Below are 20,642 nucleotides of genomic sequence, written 5' to 3' on the forward strand. Positions count from 1 at the left end.
GTCCCACAGGTTGAGCAGTCGGCCCGCGTCAAGAGTTCCCCAAGCAGTTGCGTGATCACGCAAGAAGGAGGCTATGCTTCTGGAGGTTTGAAGAAGGCACCTCGTTCGGTGAGGTGTCTGCGCGGACACAGGCCACTGACCCCACGACGTCGAGAGACGCCCAGGTTCAGGACAGGTCTCCCCGACTTAAGGGGTGACCCCAAGTGGCTTCCCCCGTCCGGGGATTACGCCGTGCAGTGCCAAAGCTCTGACGAGTCGGGGTGAACCGGGTCGCACCCGGTCTACTCCTTGCTGTGTCGTTCGGCGCCCGCGTGCGCCCTGGCCGGGAGGAGGCGAGAGACATGGATTGCAGTTGCAGTAGTCCGGGCCGCAGTAGGCCCCGCACCCGTATGTCTTCTTTGACCTCCGGTACGCGGTAACCACCTTCCCTGCGCGTCTTCGCGCCCCCCCATGTACCCGTGCGGCCTTCGCCGTGCCGGGTGTCCGGGTTGCGCGCTCGCAGGGCGGATTGCTGCCGCGTGCCCTCAACACCTCTCCCTGCCAGGGGATTTGGGGGCTCTTGCCATGACCAGCGTGATCAATGACAAGACCATTCCGGCACCGCGCAGCGCGGTCCTGGACGACGCGCACGTGGGCGACATCCGCGGCGCGCTCGGCACCATCAAGCAGGACGACCGCGGCGAGCGCCGGGGCCTGTCCGCCAAGCTCAAGATCCTGCTCGCGATAGTCGGCCCGGGCCTGATCGTGATGGTCGGCGACAACGACGCCGGTGCCTTCGCCACGTACGGCCAGGCCGGACAGAACTACGGCACCAATCTGCTGTGGACCCTGCTCCCTCCTGGTTCCCGTGCTCTACGTGAACCAGGAGATGGTGCTGCGCCTGGGTGCGGTCACCGGCGTCGGACACGCCCGCCTCATTCTGGAGCGGTTCGGGAAGTTCTGGGGCGCGTTCAGCGGGATCGACCTGTTCCTGCTCAATGCGCTGACCCTGGTCACCGAGTTCATCGGGATCACGCTGGCCGCGGGGTATCTGGGGCTGTCCAAGGTGGCGTCGGTGGTGCTGGCCGCGGTGGGCATCATCACTTTCGCGTTCACCGGATCCTTCCGCCGCTTCGAGCGCATCGCGATCTTCCTGTGCGCGGGTTCGCTGCTGCTGGTTCCGCTGTACTTCATCATCCACCCGGCCTCCTCGCAGATGGCGCACGACTTCGTGGTGCCCAACATGCCCGGCGGCTCGGGCGAGTCGGCGACCGTCATGCTGCTGATCATCGGTATCGTCGGCACGACGGTGGCTCCCCGGCAGCTGTTCTTCCAGCAGTCGTACGTCATCGACAAGGGGATCACGCCGCGCTTCATGAAGTACGAGAAGGCCGACCTCGTCATCGGCATCGCCATCATCGGCACCGCCGCGATCATGGGTATGGCCGCCGCCGCATTCGCCGGGAGCAACGCCTTCGGCAACTTCGACGACACGGCCGGTGTCGCGGCCGGTATCGAGGCCCCCGCGGGCAAGGTCGCCGGAGTGCTCTTCGCCGTGGGCCTGCCGGATGCCTCGATCATCGGCGCGTTCGCGGTCTCGCTCTCCACCGCCTACGCCATCGGTGACGTGTTCGGCATGAAGCACTCGCTGCACCGCGGGGCCAAGGGCTTCTACGCCATCTACGCCGGTCTGGTGGCCGTGGCCGCCACATCATCCCGATCCCCGGCTCCCCGCTCGGTCTGCTCACCCAGGGCGTGCAGACCCTCGCCGGCGTGCTGCTGCCCTCGGCTTCCGTCTTCCTGCTGCTGCTCTGCAACGACAAGGCCGTCGTGGGCCCCTGGGGCAACGGCCCGAAGACCAACGCGTTCACCGCGGCGGTCGTCGGTGTCCTGGTCACCCTCTCCGTCATCCTGACCGCCTCCGTCCTGTTCCCCGACATCACCGCGAGCGCGATCCTCGACATCATGGCCGCCTGCGGGGTGGCCGGAGTTCTGGCGGCCGGGTACTCCTTCACCCGCCGGCGCACCGGCACCAAAAAAGGACCCGATCGACCGCACCGGCCGAGAGGGCTGGCGGATGCCGCCCCTGGAGACGCTTACCCGGCCGACCATGTCCACCACCCGCACACCCGCAAGATCGGCATGGGCGCCCTGCGCACCTACCTGCTGATCGCGATGATCCTGGTCGTCATCAAGATCGTCCAGGTCGCCCTCGGCCAGTGAGCCCCGCGCGGGGCGGCACCAACGCCGCCCTGCGGGCCGCATAACCAGACCATCGCCAACTCCCCTTGAACAAGGAAGGACCCCATGCATCTCCTTCAGCGCCTCGCGAAACTGACCGCGCCCGCCGTCCGCCGCCTCGCACCGGCCGGGTGTGCCTGCCCGTCGCTGCCTCTGACCCTGTTCGACGGCACCCCGCGCACCTATCTCCTGGACGACCCGGCCGGATGCCCCGGCCCGCACGCCCGGCACGCCGCCTACCACCCCCGCGTCCACCTCGCCTACCTGCTCGCCCGCCAGGGCCACGAAGCCCGCTGGCTGGCCCAGTTCACCGACCTGCCACTGGCGGCCGCCCACCGCATCAGCCGAGCCGCCACCAGCGCCCCGTCAAACCACCCGTCCTCTCCCGCCCGCGCTACGAGCCCCGCACGGAGGTGAGTCACCCATGTCCGCCCTGACCGCCATCCACTTCCCCGTCCACCGCGCCACACCCCGTAAGCACGGCGCCGTGCGCGAACGGCTCACCAGCGTTCTGCGGCGGCTCGCCGACAGCCCCCTGGACATCCGCGCTGCCCCCGGCCCGGCGGCGGCGCGAACCCCCTCGGCGCGCGCTCAGAGCAGTACCGCCCCGCACGCTCACTGGCACCCCGTCACCGGCCCCGACGGCCGACGCCACCTCGAAGCCACCTGGCACTAGCACCAGCTGCCGGCAGGCGACAGTGCCCGTGGGCGCCCATGGCGCCCTTCGCCCGGTGCGGCTGGAGCGCATTTCCCGCCCGCGACACCAGCTTGCAGGGGGCTTCGTTTCCCGGACCCGCGCCCTGTGGCACTGCGCTGACCTGACAGGAGAGGATATGTCCCTGAGTTACCGATCGGCCCACCGGGTTCACCACGATCCGCTGACCGCGCCCACGGGTACGCGGCGGCATCGGCAGGCCCCGGCACGTACCGCAGCCACCGGCCCGGACCGAAGCAGCAGAACTGCCGATGGCCCCGGAGTACCGCGCGGGCGGTCTCGTCGTCGACTGCGGAACCCGCCGCATCTCGGTCGACGGCCACCAACTGGAACTCACCTGCATGGAGTTCGAGCTGCTCGCCCACCTCGTCGCGCACCCGAACCGCGTCTACACTCGCCGCCAGCTGATGGAACTCGTCTGGCAGCAGAGCCCCATGGGCGATATGCGCACCGTCGATGCCCACATCGCCCGCCTGCGCCGCAAACTCGGCCCCGGCCACCCTGCGCTGATCCGCACCGTTCGGCAGGTCGGCTACGCCTTCGACCCGTCACCCGCCCCGGCGTTACCCGCAACCGACTGACCCGTTCCCTTCCGCCGCAACCCGGCGGAACGCATACCTCAAGGAGGCGCTCACGTGTGATTCCTGCCCCGTGTACGGGTGAGGAGGGCGGGGCCGCCTGCCGCCTCGCCGTCATCCCTTGCCACCGTCCACATCCACTGCGACCAACGTGCGGAGACCAAGGTACGAGCACTGTGCGTGCTGACCCTCGCCAAGCCCAGCGCCCGCCTCCTGGGCCTGCACGTCAACCGGCACGACGCGGCCACCGCGCATCTGCGGCTTGCGATCGCCCTGGACGGCGTGGGAACCGTACCCCCACATCCCGAGCTGGGCCACGCCGCCCATTGTCCGGGGAAAGCTGGAATCTCAGCACCACTGTACGGAGTGGCCTCACCATGAGGAAGCTCCTATAGATCGTCAAGCGGTCTGTGGGAGCGATTGAGCGGGGTAGGTCGCGTGGGGTAGGTGCCGGTAGATCTCACGGGCGACGAACCGTTTCAGGCACCGGACGATGTCCTTCTTGGTCATGCCTTGGGCTGTGCGTCGGGCGACGTACTCCCGGGTGCGCTGGTCGTACTTCATGCGGACCAGCACGATGGTGTGCAGGGCGTTGTTCGCGGCACGGTCGCCGCCTCGGTTGAGTCGGTGGCGGTGGGTGCGGCCGGAGGACGCGGGAACCGGAGCGGCCCCGCACAGGTGGGCGAAGGACGCCTCCGAGCGGAGCCGGTCGGGGTTGTCGCCCGTGCTCATCAGCAGTTGGCCGGCGGTTTCGGGGCCGACGCCAGGCAGGGCGATCAGCCTGGGGGCGGCCTGGGTGACCAGCGGTCCGATCTCCCTGTCCGCGTCCTTGATCTCCTCGTCCAGCTGCTGGTAGCGGCGGGCGAGCCGTCGTAGCGCGATTCTCACCGCGCAGGCCGGGTCGTCGAGTTCGCCGGTGGGGCGGCAACGGGCCAGGGTGTCGACCAGCTCCCGCGCGGACAGGCCGCGCAGCTTGTCCCGTACTGCGGACGGCGCGGTGACGATCAGGGTCCGGATCTGGTTGATGGTCTGGGTGCGGGCCTTGACCGCGCTCTTGCGGACCACCCGCAGGGCCCGGATCGCCTTTACGATCCCGTTGCGGGACTTCGGGATACCGTCGGCCCGGCCGGACAGCACGGCGGTCGCGGCCCCGTAGGCATCGATCGGGTCGGACTTGCCGTTGTCCCGCCTCGCCTTGCGGTCCGGCCGGTCCACCTCGATGACCGTGACCTCGTTCGTGGTGAGGAACCGGGCGATCTCAGCTCCGTAGGCACCGGTGCCCTCGATCCCGACGGCGAGGACCTCTCCGTGGGACCGGAGCCAGTCCAGCAGCCGCTGGTATCCCTGCGGGGTGGTCTCGAACTGCTGGGTGGCCAAGTGTCGGCCGATGCTGTCGATGACCGCGGCCTGGTGCAGGTCGGTGTGGGTGTCAATCCCGCCGAGCACCGCTATCTCGTCTGCCATGCTGTTGTGTGCTGCCCTTCCAACGCTCACCGGTGGGAGGGCGCGAGCCGGTCGGGCAGACGGACAAGACAGTGATGGGACCTCTAGCCAGGCTCCTATGAAGTCACCCAAGCCCGACCGGCCACGCGCCAGACGGCATCGCCCGGTCGGCCGACGATTCCCCCAAAGGACAACCGAAGCGTCAGTCAGGTGAAGAGTCAGACCTTCGGGCGATGCCATGGTCAATCCTCACTGTCAGGAGTCGACGAGCGCGCTGATCAGCTTGCGGGCCGCCTTCGTCAGCTGTTTCGCGGCCGTGCTGGTCCGCTCCCTGGAAGCACGCGGCGTGGTCGTCCGTTCAGACGAACTGTCCAGCGATCTCGAGGAAAGCGTCGTTCGCTTCGGAGGTTGTCATCGTGACTCGGACGCCTTCGCCGGTGACTGGATGGACTGTTGCGTCGGCGGCGGTGCACGCGGCTGCGAAGTCGAGGATTGAGGTACCGAGCGGAAGCCAGGGGACATTGGCTTCGCTGTGCGGGAGTGCCCAGCCCTGCCCGCGCAGGGCTGTTGCCAGGAGGTTGCGTTCCCTGACGACAGCGTCGCAGCGCTCTATGAGTTCGTCGGCAGCGTGCAAGGAGGCGATCGCGGCAGTCTGCGCGAGTGAGTTGACTGCGTAGGGCACGGAGGTGGTGCGTACGGCGTGGGCGAGCGGGTCAGGGGCGATGAGGTATCCCACACGGAGTCCAGCCAGCCCGTGCGCCTTGGAAAAGGTCCGCAGGATGGCGACGTTGGGGTAGCGACGGTAGATGGCCACGCCATCCGGGACTTGAAGGGCGCGGACGAATTCGTGGTAGGCCCCGTCGATGACGACGGGAACTTGGGCTGGGATGTTGCCGAGGAAGTGGTCCAGTTTCGGCTCTCCGTGCTGCCGTTCCCGTGGGGCTGTTGGGGTTGCACAGGATGACCAGCCTGGTGCGGTCGGCAATTGCGGCGGCAATGGTGTCGAGGTCGTGTGCCTCGTCAACGAGCGGTATGGGCACGAGGTGGACACCGGGGCTCAGGATGAGCGCCGGGTATGCCTCGAACGATCGGCAGGGGTAGATGACTTCGTCGGCGCTGTGGGCTACAGCCCTGATGAGTTGCTGTGTCAATGCCACCGACCCAGCGCCGGTGACGACATGGGGGGGACCGGGACGTCGAGATGCTCGGCGATTGCCGTGGTCAGCTCGGTGCAGAGCATGTCCGGGTAACGGTTGAGGCGTTGCGCAGCCCCGTTTACAGCGGACAGGACGCTGGGCAGTGGCGGGTAAGGGTTCTCATTCCTTGACAGGTCGTACACGGTCGTCTCCTGGGGCTGGTGCTGAGGATCTCCAGGTGTCGAGCACCCGGTGCCGTGTCTCGGACGGGTAGTTGTCGGCGAAGGCCGTACTGCGGGGCCGGCCGGTACCGTCGGGCAACAGACAGTCGAAGATGCTCTTGGAACCGGTGGCCGTGGACCGTTCGACGGCGGAGTAGCAGACCTGCAGCGGGAGGATGGGGACGTCGTCGACGGGGATGACACCGTGGGTGGGGTGGGACCGGGTGGCGAAGGCCCACAGAACATCGCGGAGATCGGTGGGATCGATGTCGTCGTCGATGATCATCAGTCGGCTCAGCCAGCAGGCCACGCGGGGGTAGGTGAGGCAGGCGTCGAGAATCGCCCGGCAAAATGCGGCGGAGGTGGTGGCGCCGGAGCGTTGCTTCCAGTCCCGTGGCACGGTGATCGCCATGATGTGAATGGCGCTTTCCGGGATCAGCCAGGTGGCGGTGACCGGCAGGCCGGCGGCGCGCAGATGGTGCATCCACATCGCCGAGTTCACCAGCGCGACCAGGGAATGGTCTTCGTCGACGGGCTTGCCTGCGCAGACGATCGGCAGGATCGGGGCGTTGCGGTGGGTGATCGCGGTGATGTGGTAGACGGGACGGAGTTCGGGGGCGGTTGTCACGTAGCCTGCGTATTCGCCGACGGGCCCCTCGGGCGCCATCTCAGTCAGGGAGACATGGCCCTCGATGACGATCTCGGCGGTCGCCGGGACCTCCAGATCGACCGTTTTGCACCTGACGAGCTGCAGGGGTTCACCGAAGTACGCGCCGAGGTAGTCGGCTTCGTTCACGTGCTCGGGCAGGGCCATGCCCGAGATGAACGGTACGGCCGGCTCGGCACCCTGGACCAGGGCGAAGGGCATCGGCTCGCCCTGTTCCCGCCACAGCTCGCGGATCATGCCGTTGTGCTGAACGGGCAGGATGAGTCCGGTCATCCGGTGTGCGTCGATCTTCATCGCCCGGGCGATCGACCAGTTGGTCCAGGATCTGTCCGGACTACGCAGGACGAACGTGCCGAAGGTGTTGACGTAGCTGCCGCCGTCTCCGTGGTGCAGCAGCGGTATGGGAAACGTGTCGAGGTCGGCCTGGTCGCCGAGGAGGACGTTGTCCTGGCAGGGGCCGGAGTCGAGGACGACCGGTGGGACGGGTGCTGCGTCCTGGGCAGCTGTGAGGCCGTCCATGATCTGCAGTGGTGGGGTCGCCGGGTCCAGCCCCAGGGCGATCGCGCATCGCGCGTAGGGGGCTCCGGGAACGGTACTCAGTGAGGCGGGTCCGCCTAGCACACGGAACCCAGCCCGATAGCCGCGTACGCGGTCGAACAGTACGGCAGGGCCACGGGTCTCGGTGGTATGCCGGGCAAAGGCGCCGATCTCCAGGTCGGCTTCCACCTCGCGGTCGATGACGCGCAGGTCGCCGAGGGCGTCCAATGTCGCCAGGTAGTCCCGCAGGCTGGTCAGGTGTTTCATCGCTCGGCCTCCCTTGCCTCGTCCTCTGCGCCGGTCCAGGCGCTGTCTCCGGGATGGTTTGGAGCATCGGCCAGTAGGCTGCCCTGGGCTGGATGGAGTGGTGCATGCCCTGCCAGCGGCGGGCGTGGGCGGTGTCGATGCCGAACTGGTCGAGGACTCTGGCCACAATGTGGTCGACGACGTCCGAGGCACGCACTGGGTGGTTGTAGAAGGCCGGCACGGGCGGGGCGAGCACGGCATCCATCCGCGCGAGCGCGAGCATGTTGTCCAGATGGATCTGGCTCAGTGGGGTCTCCCGAGGCACCAGCACAAGTTTGCGGTGCTCCTTGAGCGTGACGTCAGCCGCGCGGGCAATGAGCCCCTCGGCGCAACCCGTGCGGATGCCGGCCAAGGTCTTCATGCTGCACGGGATGATCACCATGCCGTCGGTGCGGAACGAGCCCGAGGAGATCAGCGCGCCCTGGTCGTCAGGGGCATGGCTGACGTCGGCGAGCGCAGCGATATCGCGGATCCTGCGGCCAGTCTCCAACTCGATGTTCACCCGGGCCCAACGGCTGATCACCAGGTCGGTCTCGATGTCTGCGTGTCCGCGTAGCTCCTCGAGCAGCCGCACGCCCAGCACGGCGCCTGTGGCACCGGTCATGCCGACGACCAATCGCATACGCCCGCCCCTGCCTCATGGCCCCGGCGATCAGGCGCCGTGCAGTCGGACGCTGCCCCGGATGTCACCGAGTGCGTCTGGGGCAGCGAGCTGAATGGCTTTCAACTCGTGGTACTCGTCCAACCCGTAGGGACCGCATTGCCGACCGAGGCCCGACTGCCGGTATCCCCCGAAGGGGGCGATGAAGTTCAGCGGGGCGCCGTTGATGTCGACCTGCCCGGTGCGCAGTCGCCGCGCAACTGCGAGTGCCTCGTGATCGCTGCCAGACCATACGGATCCGTGCAGGCCGTAGGGAGAAGTGTTGGCCATCCGTACCGCGGCGTCGGTGTCCCGGTACGGGATAATGGATAGCACCGGACCGAAGATTTCCTCTTGGGCGAGCGTCATGTCGTTGCGGACACCTGCAAACACCGTCGGTCGAACGTAGTAGCCGCGATCGAGGTCGGCCGGCCGGTCGATTCCCCCGGTGCGCAGGTCTGCGCCCTCCTCGATGCCTTGGCCGATGTACCTGCGCACCCGGTTCAACGCTGCTTCGGACACCAGCGGACCCAGGTCGCTCGCCGGATCGTATGGATCACCGACCCGATAGGAGTCGGCGGCCTCGACCGCGAGGGCCGCCGCCTGGGCGTGCTGGGTGTCTTGGACGAACATCCGGCTCCAGGCCAGACAGGTCTGGCCGGAGTTGACGCACAGCTGATCCACACTGCTACGGACGGCAGAGGCCAGATCGGCGTCACTAAGGATGATGTTGGCGTTCTTTCCGCCCAGTTCGAGGTGGACCCGTTTGGTCGTCGGTGCCGCCAGCTCTGCGACTCTTCGTCCCGCGCGGGTTGATCCGGTGAGCGTGACCATGTCCACCAAGGGGTGTGCGGCCAGCGCCTCCCCCACGCCGGGTCCGTCTCCGCTGACCAGGTTGAATACGCCCGCGGGCAGATCACAGTCGGCAAGGACGTCAGCCAGCAGAAAAGCATTGAGCGGGGCGACCTCGCTCGGTTTGAGAACCGTCGTGCAGCCTGCGGCAAGGGCCGGTACAACCTTCTGCAGGATGAGTGCCAGCGGGAGGTTCCACGGCGTGATGCAGACGACGACCCCGATCGGTTCGCGGACGACCAGGGAAGACCCGAGCCGTTCCTCCAACGGGTAGTCGGCGAGCACCTGCAGATAGGAGCGCACGGTCTGCAGGCCGAAGCCCACGTGCAGGGCGCGGGCGAGCGTGACGGGCGCGCCCACCTCGAGGCAGGCGAGCGCGGTGAAATCGTCTGCCCTCGCCTCGAGTCCGGCGAGTAGGCGTTCCAAGAACGCCACCCTGGTCTTGGGCGGGGCGGCCGACCAGCGCGGGAATGCCGCCGCTGCCGCGGCCACCGCGCGGTCGACATCTTCTGAGGTTCCTGCGGGTACTCTACCCGCGGCCCGTTCCGTGCTGGGCTCGATCACCGTCAGGCAGTCGTCACCCGTCGTGGGGTGCCACCGGCCGTCGATCCACAGGTCGGTCCGTTCGGTGAGTGACTTGGTCAGCATGGTCTGCCTCCGCTCAAGACCGGTGCGCCTGCCGTGACTTACGACTCTTTGGGATCGTTGAGCACGATGACGCTTTCCTGCTCATTGGGGTCTGTGCGGGCGACGATCGCGATGAGCGGCTCGGTCTGGCTCCGGTTGGCCGGCTGGTGCGGCACGCCTGCGGGGATGTACACGAAGTCACCTGCATCGGCGGTCAGATGCTTCTGCATGCCTTCGCCGTACCAGCCCTCGGCCTGGCCGGAGATGATGTAGATGGCCGATTCATGGTGCTCGTGCAGGTGCGGTTTATCCTTGGCGCCCGGCGGGATCGTGACCACGTGCATGCACAGGCCCCGAGAACCGGCAGTCTCCCGCGAAATACCAGCGAAGAAGGTGTGGCCCTGCTTGCCCTGGTAGGTCTCTCCGGTGTGTACGAGTACGAGTTCTGTCGGGTTCGGCGTTTTCATGATGGTGTCCCCCCTCACAGAGCGGCGGTCGGTGATCGTCCCCTCGACGGGGACGGGAAGCGGTGGCCGGTCGGTCCGGTAGCGCGGCGGAGGATTGACACTGTGCAGCTCGGGCGACCAGTAGGCCTTCACCCGGTACTGGCCGGACGCTGGCCGCAGCGAGATATAGTTGTGCAGGCCACCTGCTGCGGACAGGGGGCGGCGGGCGACCCCGGCAAGGCAGCGGTCGTAGAGGGCCGTGGGGTGGCCGAGCCGGGCGAGGACCTGATGAGTGTGCTGGCGGACCAGGTCGTCGCGCGATTCGCCGCCCCACAGCGGGACATAGAGTGTTGCGGAGCCTAGGGGGGTGTCCGGTGTGAGGGAGAGGCAGGTGACCGCCGGTTGAACATCGAAGTCCGGTCGGCCCCCGGTCGCCAGGCGGCAGAACTCCAGGATCTCCACCGCCTCGAACCCGTTTGGGGCAAGGAGCGCTGCAAGATCCTCGGAGCGCGCGCCGTAGTGCCGGAAATAGATCTTCGTGCGGGCCTCGGCGGCTGCCGTCAGGTCCAGGGAGAACAGGATGGGGCGGCTTCTGCCGAATCCGCCCCAGGCATGTGCCTGAACCGCCTGCCAGCTCGCCTCCAGCTGCAGCAGGGCCAGCGCCTGACGCATCAGACTCTGCGCCCGCTCCCGCCCCGTGACGGACGGATAGAACCACACCTTGCAACCCGCAAGCCCTGAGCGGGAGATCTCCGCCCCAAACATGGCGACGTGCCGCTGCGCGGCACCGGCGGGCAGAAAGATGCCAGCAACATCCATCCACTGATCCGCACGCGAGCTGTACCGATTCGCCAGACTCTCCATGACCCGGCGCGCTGCCAGCACCTGTCCTGCCGGGTCTCCTTCCGTCGCCATGGGTTCGATCGCGAACTGCAGTGACGGGTCAGGCCCACCGATCTCCGCGGCGAACTCGACGGGAGACCCGTCCGGGGAGACGTCCGACATCGGCAGCGCGGACACCGGCTTCTCGTTCCACGGATCAGTCAACTCGCGGAAGAGTTCCACGGCCAGGTCCGCATATGCGCCCAGGTCTAGACCGACTGCCAGCCGACGCAGTTGGAGCTCACACACTTCGGAGATTGTTCCCGTAAGCACAGTCATGGCCTGGTCCTCCCGAACAGGCGCGGCGCTCTCATCAAGAGAGGCGATTGAGCACCCGGTCAATATCGGCTACGTATCAGGGTCAGGAGAGTTTCCTGCTTCCACACAGCAGCACCACAGCAGCACCACAGCACACGACTCCCAGGATCACCTGTCGGATCGAGTTCGCAAAGGCGCACACCACTCACGATTGATGCGTACACGCACGACGAAGTGCGCCGTGTCGCACGCAACGCCGATCCGTCGGCAGCCGTGCTCCTGAACGGACACGGAGCGCACTAACGACCTCGCGCGCCCCGGGGCGCGTAGCCCGACACCCGGGTGTCGGGAAGGGAACGAATAACGACAGGCGTCGCAGGCGTCCAATGAGCTTCTTCGAGTTGGCCACCGATCAGGTGACGGCCTATAGCGCAGCGAGCGAGGCCCCCGGGATGTTGATCGAGATGTCTGACGTCTCAACCATGCTGCTCGGGGGCCTCGTTGGTCATCCATCCTGCCGCACTCGACCTGCCCCGTGCACTCGTGGAGTGGGTCACCATGCTCATTGTCACGCGTGAGGGCGACCGGCGCTGCAAGCTCCGCCCGTCTCAGCGCGCGATGGTGGCACCGGTGTACCTGCGCGAACACACCACCCTGGCGAAGATCGCTGCCGGGTTCGGGATCAGCCAGCCCACCGCCCACGCCTACACCAGCACGGTCATCCACCTGCTCGCCGAGCGTGCACCGGGACTGCTGAAGGTCCTGCGCGAGACCGGTCCCGACTTCGTCCTGCTGGACGGCACCCCCGCCGAGTGCGACCGGATCGGCGACGGACGAGCCGACTACTCCCACAAGCACCGCCGGCACGGGGGACAACTCCCCAAAGCGGCAATGATTCCTTTTGCTGCTGGAGCCCATAAATGCATCGCAGATGGCTTCGCCATCACCGAGATAACTACCGCGCTGGCGGTCGTCTGCTCCCGCTGGCGGCTGCGTCCGATGCCCGACTACGCCGTTCAAGAAATCGCGGCCGCCACCGTACACCCCAGCCGACTGCCAATGATCGCCGAAGCACGGTCTCCAACGACCGCAAGTACCTAGCTCCTTGACAGTTGGAGGAGATACGCCCGAAGGGCGCCCCCGCCCTTCGGGCGTATCTCCTCCAACTGCCTCGATGGCGTCTGTCTTGCCTCGCTTGCGTCGGGTGGCACGGTCGGGCTGGTTGATCTCGACGACGTCGATGCCTTCGCGGCGCAGGACCCGGGCCAGCGCGGTCCCGAGGGATCCGGTGCACTCGACACCCGCCCGCCGCAGCACACCGAACATCCTGCCCCAGGCCAGCAGTTGACGATATCCGGTGGCAGTTGCCGAGAACTCCTGGTGGGCGAGTGAGGCACCCAGGGTGGTGATGACGGCGGCGACGTGGATGTCCTTGTGGGTGTCCACTCCGAGGATCACCTCCTCCGCCGGGCCCGAGAGCCGCTGCGCGGGCAGCGTCGGCTGGGGCATGCTGGTGACGCGGTCACGAGGCTCCCTTGGACTGGTGTCACACAGACGGGGAAGCCGAACGGCCGCCAGCGGGGAGCACGAGGGCTCATCCAAGATTTCCGTGAAATCGGTCATGAAGCTGTCGCCGTTGTGACTCTGGGTGTTCGGCGACTGGCAGCCACGAGCAGGACGCGCTTCCGCAGCAACGGGAAGCCTGCACGTCCTGCCATCTGCCTCCTGATCGATTTCAGATCCGTGACTCGGCCTTCGACGATGCCCGAGCTTGAACGGACTGGTCAGGCCCTGGATGACGGCGTCGAGGTCGTTGCGGAGGTTGCGCGCGAAGCCGCGGATCACCGGAAGCTCGGCGTTCTCGGCTCGGTCGATCCAGCCGGGCAGTCGATAGGCGCCGTCCAGCCGGTCCATGATCTTGGCGAACTCCCGGACGTGAGCGGCGGTGTCGGCCAGCTCCGGGCAGCGGTCCGCGAGTTGCTTGAGGCGAAGGGATTCTTCACTGGTCAGGCCGTCGGGGTGACGGGTGAACCAGGTGGTGGCCTGGCGCACGGTCGGTGCCTCGGGCAGCCCGTTCAGCGGCGGGTTGGTTCCGCGCAGGGGTTCCAGCCAGCGGCGCACGCTGCGGGCGCTGCCGAGATAGCCGAGCTCGCGCAGTTCGCGGTGCAGCCGTCCGCTGTCGGTGCAGCCCTCGTTCCACCGCTGGTTGAGATAGGGGGCGTAGCGGGCGAGGCCATGGCGGCCGCGCCGAGGAGCGTTGCCGATGATGTCGTCGGTGGTGTCGGCTTGGGCGTAGCGGCGTACGGTCTTGCGGTCCAGGCCGAGTTGGGCGGCGGTGCGGTCGATACCGACACCCTTGTCGTAAAGGGCATGGACTTCGGCGTGCCGGCGCCGAGTCTGTGCGGCCTGCACTCCCTCCGTTCTGGCGGCCTTGGCAGGTGCGAGCCGGGGTTCGTTCGGCGGATCCAGGCAGCTGCGGTGTGCGCCGATGGCCTTCTCGACGGTGTCGCAGAGGTTCCGCCAGACATGCCACCGATCTGCGATCTGGACAGCGTCCGGGGCCGCGGCGGAGGCGGCCGAGGCATACGCCCCGGCACGGTCTCGGCAGATCGCCTCGATGCCCTCGCGTCCGGCGAGCCAGCGGGCGAAGGTGTCCGCTTCCCGGTCTTCCAGCAGGTCAACGGGTGCGCCGGTCTCGCAGTCCACCAACACGCTGCCGTACACGTACGAGCGTTTGAAGGCGAAATCGCCCACGCCGAGCACCCTCGGTGTCGGCGCGGGAGCGTCCGGCGTCAGCATGACCAGGCGCAGGATGGTGGTCCGGCTCCCCGGCGTGGGCAACAGCGCCGCGAGCCTCGCGCCCGGCAGGCCCGACAGCGCGATGCCGATCGCCGTGAGCAGACGGTGAAGAAGGGGCGTGCGCCTTTGGTACCGCCCCGTCAACCCTTCGGTCTGTTCGGCGAACGTCACCCGCTCGCAACGAGAGTTGTCACAGAACAAGCGCCGGACCACCAAGGCGATCACGACCATGCGCCCGCCAACCGCACCGTCGGCCACCGTGCGCTGGTATCCGCTGTGTCGCCGTCTCGATCGGGCCCCGCAGTCTGGACACGGCAGCGCCGCCTCGCCGCGAGTGCGCGCCGCGATGCGTAACATCCGCTCTCTACGCTCACTTGCTCCACCAGTACACCACTCAGGTGCGGCAACAGTGTCTTCAGCAGGTCCTCACACGGCCCTAGTACTCCAGTGGGACTTCGCCATTCCTGCTGGTCAGAGGCGTTCTTTCGAGCCTAGTGGGCTGATGGTGCGGCAGGGGCCGGTTCCGGGAAGGTGTCGTGGACGGCGGGCCGGGACGTGCAGGCTCGGGGCATGATGGCGGACTTCGTCACGGGACGCTGGGGTGCCGAGCTTGAGGACCTGTTCCTGCGGGTGAGCGGAAGGTTCGGCCGGGTCGAGGTGCGGCGCCGGATGCGGGATTACGTCCGGGGCCTGCTGGGTCCGGTCGGCCGCAAGAACAGCTGGCAGCTGGCCGAGTACGCCGGTCACAACGGCCCTTACGGACTCCAGCACCTGCTGTCGCGGAGCAAATGGGACCCCGACGAACTCCGGGACGACGTGCAGGAATACGTGGCCAAACGGCTCGGCGCCGCGGACGGCGTCCTGATCGTCGACGACACCGGATTCCTCAAGAAGGGCGTCGTCTCAGCCGGGGTGCAGCGGCAGTGCTCCGGCACGGCCGGGCGGACCGAGAACTGCCAGATCGGCGTGTTCGCCGCTTACGCCTCCAGCCGCGGACGGGCCTTGGTGGACCGGGAGTTGTATCTGCCCAAGTCGTGGACGAACGACCCGGACCGCTGCCGGGCCGCTCGCATCCCCGCTGAGCGCGGCTTCGCCACCAAGGGAGAACTCGCCCACACCCTGGTCCTGCGGGCCCTGGCCTCACCACTGCCGATCACCTGGGTGAGTGCCGACAGTCTCTACGGGCAGGAGTGGCGCTTTCGCCACCTGCTCGAGCAAGCCCAGGTCGGCTACGTGCTCGCGGTGCCCAAGTCCCAGCAGATCAAGTCGCTGTTCGGGATCTGGCGCATCGACCAGCTCATCGACGACGCCCCCACCGATGCCTGGCAGCAGTTGTCCTGCGGCAACGGCGCCAAGGGCCCGCGCGTCTACGACTGGGCCGCGGCGAAGCTGCCCGCCAACATCGTCTTCGACCCCGATCCGCCCACCCACGAGCGGTGGGTGCTGGCCCGCCGCAGCCTCAAGCGTCCCGACGAGATCGCCTACTACCTGGCCTACGCGCCCGTCGGCACTACGGTCGAGAAGCTGGTGGCCGTCGCCGGCTCCCGCTGGGCGATCGAGGAGTGCTTCCAGGCCGCCAAGGGCCAGTGCGGCCTCGACGAGTACGAGGTGCGACGCTATCCGGGCTGGTATCGGCACATCACCCTGGCCATGCTCGCGCACGCCTTCCTCGCCGCCATGGCCACCGCGGCAATCGAAAGGGGGGCGGCAGAAACGACACAGCCGACCTGGCCCCGCTCACCGTGGCTGAAGTCCGGCGCCTGCTGGCAGTTGTCGACCCCCGGCCCGCGCACCGCGGTGTCGGCGCACTGGCCTGGTCGCGCTGGCGCAGACACCACCAGGCCATCGCCCGCGCCTGCCACTACCGCAGACGCACCCGCGCCTGAAACACCTTCCCGGAACCGGCCCCTGCCGCACCATCAGCCCACTAGGCTCGAAAGAACGCCTCTGACCAGCAGGAATGGCGAAGTCCCACTGGAGTACTAGTGCTGCGTTCCCGTTTGGGGGGTAAATGTGCTGGTAGCGGGGCATGCGCGGATGCTCGGGGTGGGTGCTGAGCGATGGTGCTGTGGGCGCGGCCAGGCCGCGGCGAGGAAGAGCAGAAGATCGTGAACCGGCTGGTGCGGGCCCGGAAAGCGCCGCGCGATCTGTCGATGCGGGCCTGCATGGTTCAGCTGAGCTGGTCCGGACAGCGGGTGCCGGCGATCGCGGACACGTTGGGGTGCAGTGCCAAGACCGTGCGGCGCTGGCTGCACCGCTTCAACCGTCAGGGCATTGCTGGGCTGGAGGACCTGGGCGGGCAGGGCCGCAAGCGCCGGATCACCGAGCAGGAACGCTCTCGCATCATCGCGCTGGTCAGAGGGCTGCCACCGGGCCGACTGCGCTGGGAACCCGTCGGCGAGCTGTGGGCACCAGATGAGTTGGGCCCGGCGGAGTGGACCTTGTCCGCGCTGGCCGCTGCAGCCCAGGCCGGGGGAATCCAGGTCGGCCGTTCACAGGTCCGCCGGATCCTGTTGGCCGAGGGGGTGCGATGGCGTCGTCCCCGTTCGTGGACCCGCTCGCGTGATCCGGACGCCCCAAAAGGACGCGGATCATCGGCCTGTACACCAGTCCGCCGCCCGGCGCCACGGTCATCTGCGCCGACGAACTCGGTCCGGTGATCCCGCGTACGTTTCCACCCGCACCGGCCTGGTCGCGGATGGGCACCGGATCAAGTCCGAACTTGACTACGGACGCGGGCCGGAGAAGACCTGGGTCTTCGGCGGGCTGCGTATCCGTGACGGTCATGAGGTCACGATGACCGCACCATCGCGCAGCAGCGTCTGCTACCAGCAGTTCCTCGAGCGGGTCGAGCAGGCCAACCCGACCGGGACGATCTGGATCGTCACCGACAACCTGTCCGCGCACCGCAGTGTGTCCACCCGGGCCTGGCTGGAAGACCACCCGCGTATCCACCACGCGTTCATCCCCGTCGGCGCCTGCTGGCTCAACCTGCAAGAAGGCTGGTGGCGGCTGTTCCGCAAGGCCGCCCTCGCCGGTCGTTCCTTCTGCAATCCTCACGACATCACCTACGCCACCGAAATAGCCACCACCCAGCTCAACGCCCACGCCAGACCCTGGGTCTGGGGCCGACCGGCCCCTCCCACCCGCACACGCAAGCGTCGATATGTGTACGTCTTATGAGGAACGCAGCACTAGTGTCCACGGAGGTGTGACTGAGCGGCACGAGCGCATGGTGACACACTTCGATTTCACGGAAATCTTGGATGAGCTGCACGAGATGGCCATTGACACCTTCAACGCCGCCCTCATCGAGACCGAATAGCGACGTCACAGCCACACACAGGGCCCGACCGTCGCTGATGCACCGTCTGGTCTAACCTGCTGTGCCCTTGGTGGATGGCCAGGGCATGCTCAGCCGTATGGAAGCTCCATCGGTCGGGGCTTCAAGCGATGTCCCGGATCAGGGCAGGGTTCGGTTCACCATGTCCGTCCGTTCCTGCCCTGTCTGACCAAGATCAGTCACAGATGGAGATGTCATGCTCGCTCGCGCGCGTATCAGGGTCAGCCTGCTGGCAGCCACGGCTCTCGCTGCTGTGGTTTCTGTCCTGCCACCTCCTGCAATGGCGGCCCAACCGGCAGGAATGGAAACCTCTCAGGCTACCCGCACAGGAGATCCTTGTGATGGTTGCCTACCCGCTGAACACGATCTTTTTCCTAGTCTCTCAGTGTGGGCCAAGGACAATTGCGACGACGAATTTTCACAAACATGCTACGAGGCCTACCTAGTAGCTGCTGCGGCCACTCAAGAGGCTAGACCTGAGGTTGCGAAGCCATGTTTGTACCGGACTAGGGGAGAAACCGTCTTGTACAAGTATGAGGAGGAAAAGGCGATCGGGGGTGGCTATAAAGTCGTAGCCACTTCGGACAAGATTGCTGATCCCGGTCGGTGCATCACCGAGGTCGGAAAATATCTTCCCGATATGCATGACCGTCGACGGCGCTTCCTGCACCTCAAGGAGGACGAGACGAGGAGATATGATGACAGAGAGGTCTTCGTCCAGTTGGAGGAGGGGGTGGTGAAGTGTCCGAGTCAGGAGTGCACCAGGCTTGAGGAGAACCGAAAGAAGCCGAAATCCCAACGCTGCGAGGCCCGCGTAAGTGCGGCAAAGGGGCTGCTCTACCATTATGAAGAGACAGGGCTCGGCGGGACATATAAGATGAAATTCGAGGGTCGCGGATATGGTACGAGATACCTCGAGCGCGGCACGTGTCTGATGTCCTTCGGGAAGACCATCAGTGGCCTCTTCGAAGTCGAGTACGTCGAGACAGTCAACAGGCTCGTCAGAGTTGGTTATTCGTATACCGGACTCTTTGGAGAGCAGAAAGCGTTCTATAGGCTGCTCGATACCCCGGGTAGTAGCTTCAGGAATGAAGAGGTTTACCTCGACGACGCGGATATCGTCGTCTGCTCGTCGAATCCCGAGCGGTGTGCCCAGCTTCCAGATCCGGTGCAGGTGAGGCCCTCCCAGGATCCAGAGGAAGTTATCCATTGAGGGGCCTCGCGTTTCCCGGATAGGCGTCTGACGGCCTATTTCACGCGGCGATTCGCAACTTCTCGTATTCGGCATGAACTTCGTGCGGAGGGTGCGGTAACCCATTGCCGAAGGGAGGCGTTTGTGATTGTGTCAGAGTTCGATGAAGCGAGTGATGTCCTGCCGGGTGGCCTCGCGGGTCAAGTACGTCACGCGGGATGCGCGCTCATTCTTCAGGACTCCGAAAAATGATTCAGCCATCGGGTTGTCGAAACAGACGAAGAGCGCCGCCACCGCCAGCGCGGCGGCAACCGGCGTCCAGGCACCCGCGGCGGCGTGTTCCGGCAGAAGATCACCGACGGCGACCGGATCCTCGCCGCGATCCTCTACCACCGCCGCGTCTGCGGCCTCGACGCTCTCGCCGAGCTGTTCGGCGTCTGCAAGAGCACCCTGTGGAACGCGATCCGCGACGTCCTGCCCATCCTCGACGACCGTCGCATCGACATCGCCCCGGCCGACCATCGTCACCCCACCGCAGCCGACCTGCTCACCTCAGTCGGCGCCGATATCCACCAGGTTGTTAATTGACGGCTTCACCTGATCAGGGCGTCGTTCCGTTACGCGGCCCGGCAGGACTGGGACAAGATCGCACGTGCGCTCAAGGTCGTCTGCACCGCCGCCACTCAGGACATCGCGGGGGAGCGGTTCCTTGAGTTCCGCGACGCCTGGGGCGGCGAGTACCCGGCGATCGTGCGGTTGTGGGAGAACGCGTGGGCCGAGTCCGTGCCCTTCCTCCAGGGGTGTGGCTCTCTTCGAGTGAGCTCGCCGATCAGGCTGTGAGAGCGTATTGGGCCTGGTCGGGGGTGGGGTAGAGGCGTTGGTCTTCTTGGTCGATGTGGAATCGCCAGTAGGTTTCGAGGTGCCCGTTGGCGGTGACGGCGCGGAGTTTGAGTATGGCTTCGGCGCCCTCGAGGCCCCACCTGGATCCGGTCACATCGAGGCGGTCGGCGAGCAGGTGTCTGGCTGCGCCCTCAATGACCCCAGTCGCGATGGGCCAGCCGGCGGCGAGGGCCTGGTCGTAGTGTATGAACTCGGCGTTCGCATACAGATAGTTGACGCAGCGGTCGGCGCCGCGACGTTGATCGTCGTCCAGCTGGGCGGCGTCAGCCTGGGCTTCGATGGCATCGGCGACCTGAACGGCTCCGCTGGCCAGGAGTGTCAGCGCATGGGTGGCGACCCAGTCCTCTGCCACCGGATCATCGCCTGCGTGGAAGCTCCATGCCCCGGCCCAGAGGTATTCGAGAGCGTGGACGATATCGATGACGATGTCCAGGGTGACACCACGGCGTTCGGCTTCAGCTTGGATCATGTCGAGTTGGTGGCGGGCGCCGTCGACCAGGACGACCCAGCGCCGCCAGTGGCCAGGGTCTCTGGCCTCGGCGTGGTCGAACACGCGGGAGATGACGTGGCCGACGCCGTGGATGACCGAGCCGCACAGCCACTTTCCCCTCGCCTTGGGACCGGGCCGTGGGACATCGCCGTCCTGGCGGCCGCCGGGCAGGGTGATCACATCATGCGGACGGTGGGGTGCGGGCGTCGTGTCGTAGACCACCCCCAGGGTGGCCATGCGTTTGCGCGCGCTCCTCTCCCCAGAGGCCAGGCAGCTCGAACAGCCCGGGATCGCTGGATGCGGTCCGAACCGTCGCTACCCCCGGATCAGCAATCCGAGCGCCCTGCGGGCGCCGCCCCGAGGGCGCGAAAATGGGCCTGCGGCCGTCCG

12 protein-coding genes, 8 pseudogenes and 1 riboswitch are annotated in these 20,642 nt (G+C 66.9%); of the genes and pseudogenes, 11 read left to right on the forward strand and 9 right to left on the reverse strand.

Features of this window, described 5'->3' with window-relative positions:
* Positions 1–93 precede the first annotated feature (93 nt).
* A riboswitch (M-box (ykoK) riboswitch) is annotated at positions 94–267 on the forward strand.
* A 297-nt stretch (positions 268–564) separates the two neighbouring features.
* The 4 genes and pseudogenes from C9F11_RS45755 to C9F11_RS45770 all read left to right on the forward strand — a co-directional run bounded on the left by C9F11_RS45755 (position 565) and on the right by C9F11_RS45770 (position 3,516).
* Positions 565–2,202: pseudogene (locus tag C9F11_RS45755) on the forward strand (NRAMP family divalent metal transporter).
* Between the two features lie 84 nt (positions 2,203–2,286).
* Complete coding sequence (locus tag C9F11_RS45760) at positions 2,287–2,637, forward strand: hypothetical protein (RefSeq protein WP_249402371.1); 351 nt, start codon at positions 2,287–2,289, stop codon at positions 2,635–2,637.
* Between the two features lie 7 nt (positions 2,638–2,644).
* Positions 2,645–2,896 carry a hypothetical protein gene (locus C9F11_RS45765; protein ID WP_138968440.1) on the forward strand — a complete coding sequence of 84 codons (252 nt, stop codon included), beginning with the start codon at positions 2,645–2,647 and terminating at the stop codon, positions 2,894–2,896.
* 290 nt (positions 2,897–3,186) lie between these two features.
* Complete coding sequence (locus tag C9F11_RS45770; RefSeq protein ID WP_138968442.1) at positions 3,187–3,516, forward strand: winged helix-turn-helix domain-containing protein; 330 nt, start codon at positions 3,187–3,189, stop codon at positions 3,514–3,516.
* A 396-nt stretch (positions 3,517–3,912) separates the two neighbouring features.
* Here C9F11_RS45770 and C9F11_RS45775 read toward each other — a convergent pair whose 3' ends face one another.
* The 7 genes and pseudogenes from C9F11_RS45775 to C9F11_RS50065 all read right to left on the reverse strand — a co-directional run.
* On the reverse strand, positions 3,913–4,977 hold the full coding sequence (locus C9F11_RS45775) for an IS110 family transposase (RefSeq protein ID WP_138968444.1): 1,065 nt from the start codon (positions 4,975–4,977) through the stop codon (positions 3,913–3,915).
* Positions 4,978–5,314: 337 nt separating this feature from the next.
* On the reverse strand, positions 5,315–6,007 hold the full coding sequence (locus C9F11_RS45780) for an aminotransferase class I/II-fold pyridoxal phosphate-dependent enzyme (RefSeq protein WP_138968446.1): 693 nt from the start codon (positions 6,005–6,007) through the stop codon (positions 5,315–5,317).
* 265 nt (positions 6,008–6,272) lie between these two features.
* Positions 6,273–7,784, reverse strand: a complete 1,512-nt coding sequence (locus tag C9F11_RS45790; protein ID WP_138968448.1) for a UbiD family decarboxylase — start codon at positions 7,782–7,784, stop codon at positions 6,273–6,275.
* 103 nt (positions 7,785–7,887) lie between these two features.
* Positions 7,888–8,445 (reverse strand): annotated as a pseudogene (locus C9F11_RS45795) (UbiX family flavin prenyltransferase); the annotation flags it as partial.
* A 30-nt stretch (positions 8,446–8,475) separates the two neighbouring features.
* On the reverse strand, positions 8,476–9,963 hold the full coding sequence (locus C9F11_RS45800) for an aldehyde dehydrogenase family protein (protein ID WP_138968450.1): 1,488 nt from the start codon (positions 9,961–9,963) through the stop codon (positions 8,476–8,478).
* Positions 9,964–10,001: 38 nt separating this feature from the next.
* Positions 10,002–10,409 (reverse strand): cupin domain-containing protein, encoded by a 408-nt coding sequence (locus tag C9F11_RS49460; RefSeq protein WP_249402420.1) that lies wholly within the window; start codon positions 10,407–10,409, stop codon positions 10,002–10,004.
* A gap of 258 nt (positions 10,410–10,667) precedes the next feature.
* Positions 10,668–11,549, reverse strand: a pseudogene (locus tag C9F11_RS50065) (tryptophan dimethylallyltransferase family protein); the annotation flags it as partial.
* Between the two features lie 480 nt (positions 11,550–12,029).
* Here C9F11_RS50065 and C9F11_RS49470 point away from each other — a divergent pair.
* Positions 12,030–12,398, forward strand: a pseudogene (locus tag C9F11_RS49470) (transposase family protein); the annotation flags it as partial.
* 309 nt (positions 12,399–12,707) lie between these two features.
* Here C9F11_RS49470 and C9F11_RS45820 read toward each other — a convergent pair.
* Positions 12,708–14,684, reverse strand: a pseudogene (locus C9F11_RS45820) (ISL3 family transposase); the annotation flags it as partial.
* Positions 14,685–14,900: 216 nt separating this feature from the next.
* On the opposite strand from C9F11_RS45820, the pseudogene C9F11_RS45825 reads away from it, so the two are divergent.
* From C9F11_RS45825 to C9F11_RS45850, 6 genes and pseudogenes are all read left to right on the forward strand, one after another.
* Positions 14,901–16,025 (forward strand): annotated as a pseudogene (locus C9F11_RS45825) (IS701 family transposase); the annotation flags it as partial.
* Positions 16,026–16,387: 362 nt separating this feature from the next.
* The gene (locus C9F11_RS45830) at positions 16,388–16,987 is read left to right on the forward strand and encodes a helix-turn-helix domain-containing protein (RefSeq protein ID WP_138968254.1); all 600 of its coding nucleotides are present in this window, start codon (positions 16,388–16,390) and stop codon (positions 16,985–16,987) included.
* Positions 16,984–17,510 (forward strand): annotated as a pseudogene (locus tag C9F11_RS45835) (transposase). The gene C9F11_RS45830 and the pseudogene C9F11_RS45835 overlap by 4 nt, the downstream one beginning before the upstream one ends.
* 683 nt (positions 17,511–18,193) lie before the next feature.
* Entirely contained in the window at positions 18,194–18,883 is a 690-nt protein-coding gene (locus C9F11_RS45840; RefSeq protein WP_138968456.1) for a hypothetical protein, read from the forward strand.
* 315 nt (positions 18,884–19,198) lie between these two features.
* Positions 19,199–19,450 carry a transposase family protein gene (locus tag C9F11_RS45845; protein ID WP_138968458.1) on the forward strand — a complete coding sequence of 84 codons (252 nt, stop codon included), beginning with the start codon at positions 19,199–19,201 and terminating at the stop codon, positions 19,448–19,450.
* Between the two features lie 3 nt (positions 19,451–19,453).
* Positions 19,454–19,660 (forward strand): annotated as a pseudogene (locus C9F11_RS45850) (transposase); the annotation flags it as partial.
* Between the two features lie 31 nt (positions 19,661–19,691).
* Here C9F11_RS45850 and C9F11_RS45855 read toward each other — a convergent pair.
* The gene (locus C9F11_RS45855) at positions 19,692–20,489 is read right to left on the reverse strand and encodes a hypothetical protein (RefSeq protein ID WP_138968460.1); all 798 of its coding nucleotides are present in this window, start codon (positions 20,487–20,489) and stop codon (positions 19,692–19,694) included.
* Positions 20,490–20,642: the final 153 nt, after the last annotated feature.

This window comes from Streptomyces sp. YIM 121038 (assembly GCF_006088715.1).
In the GTDB taxonomy this organism is placed as follows: domain Bacteria; phylum Actinomycetota; class Actinomycetes; order Streptomycetales; family Streptomycetaceae; genus Streptomyces.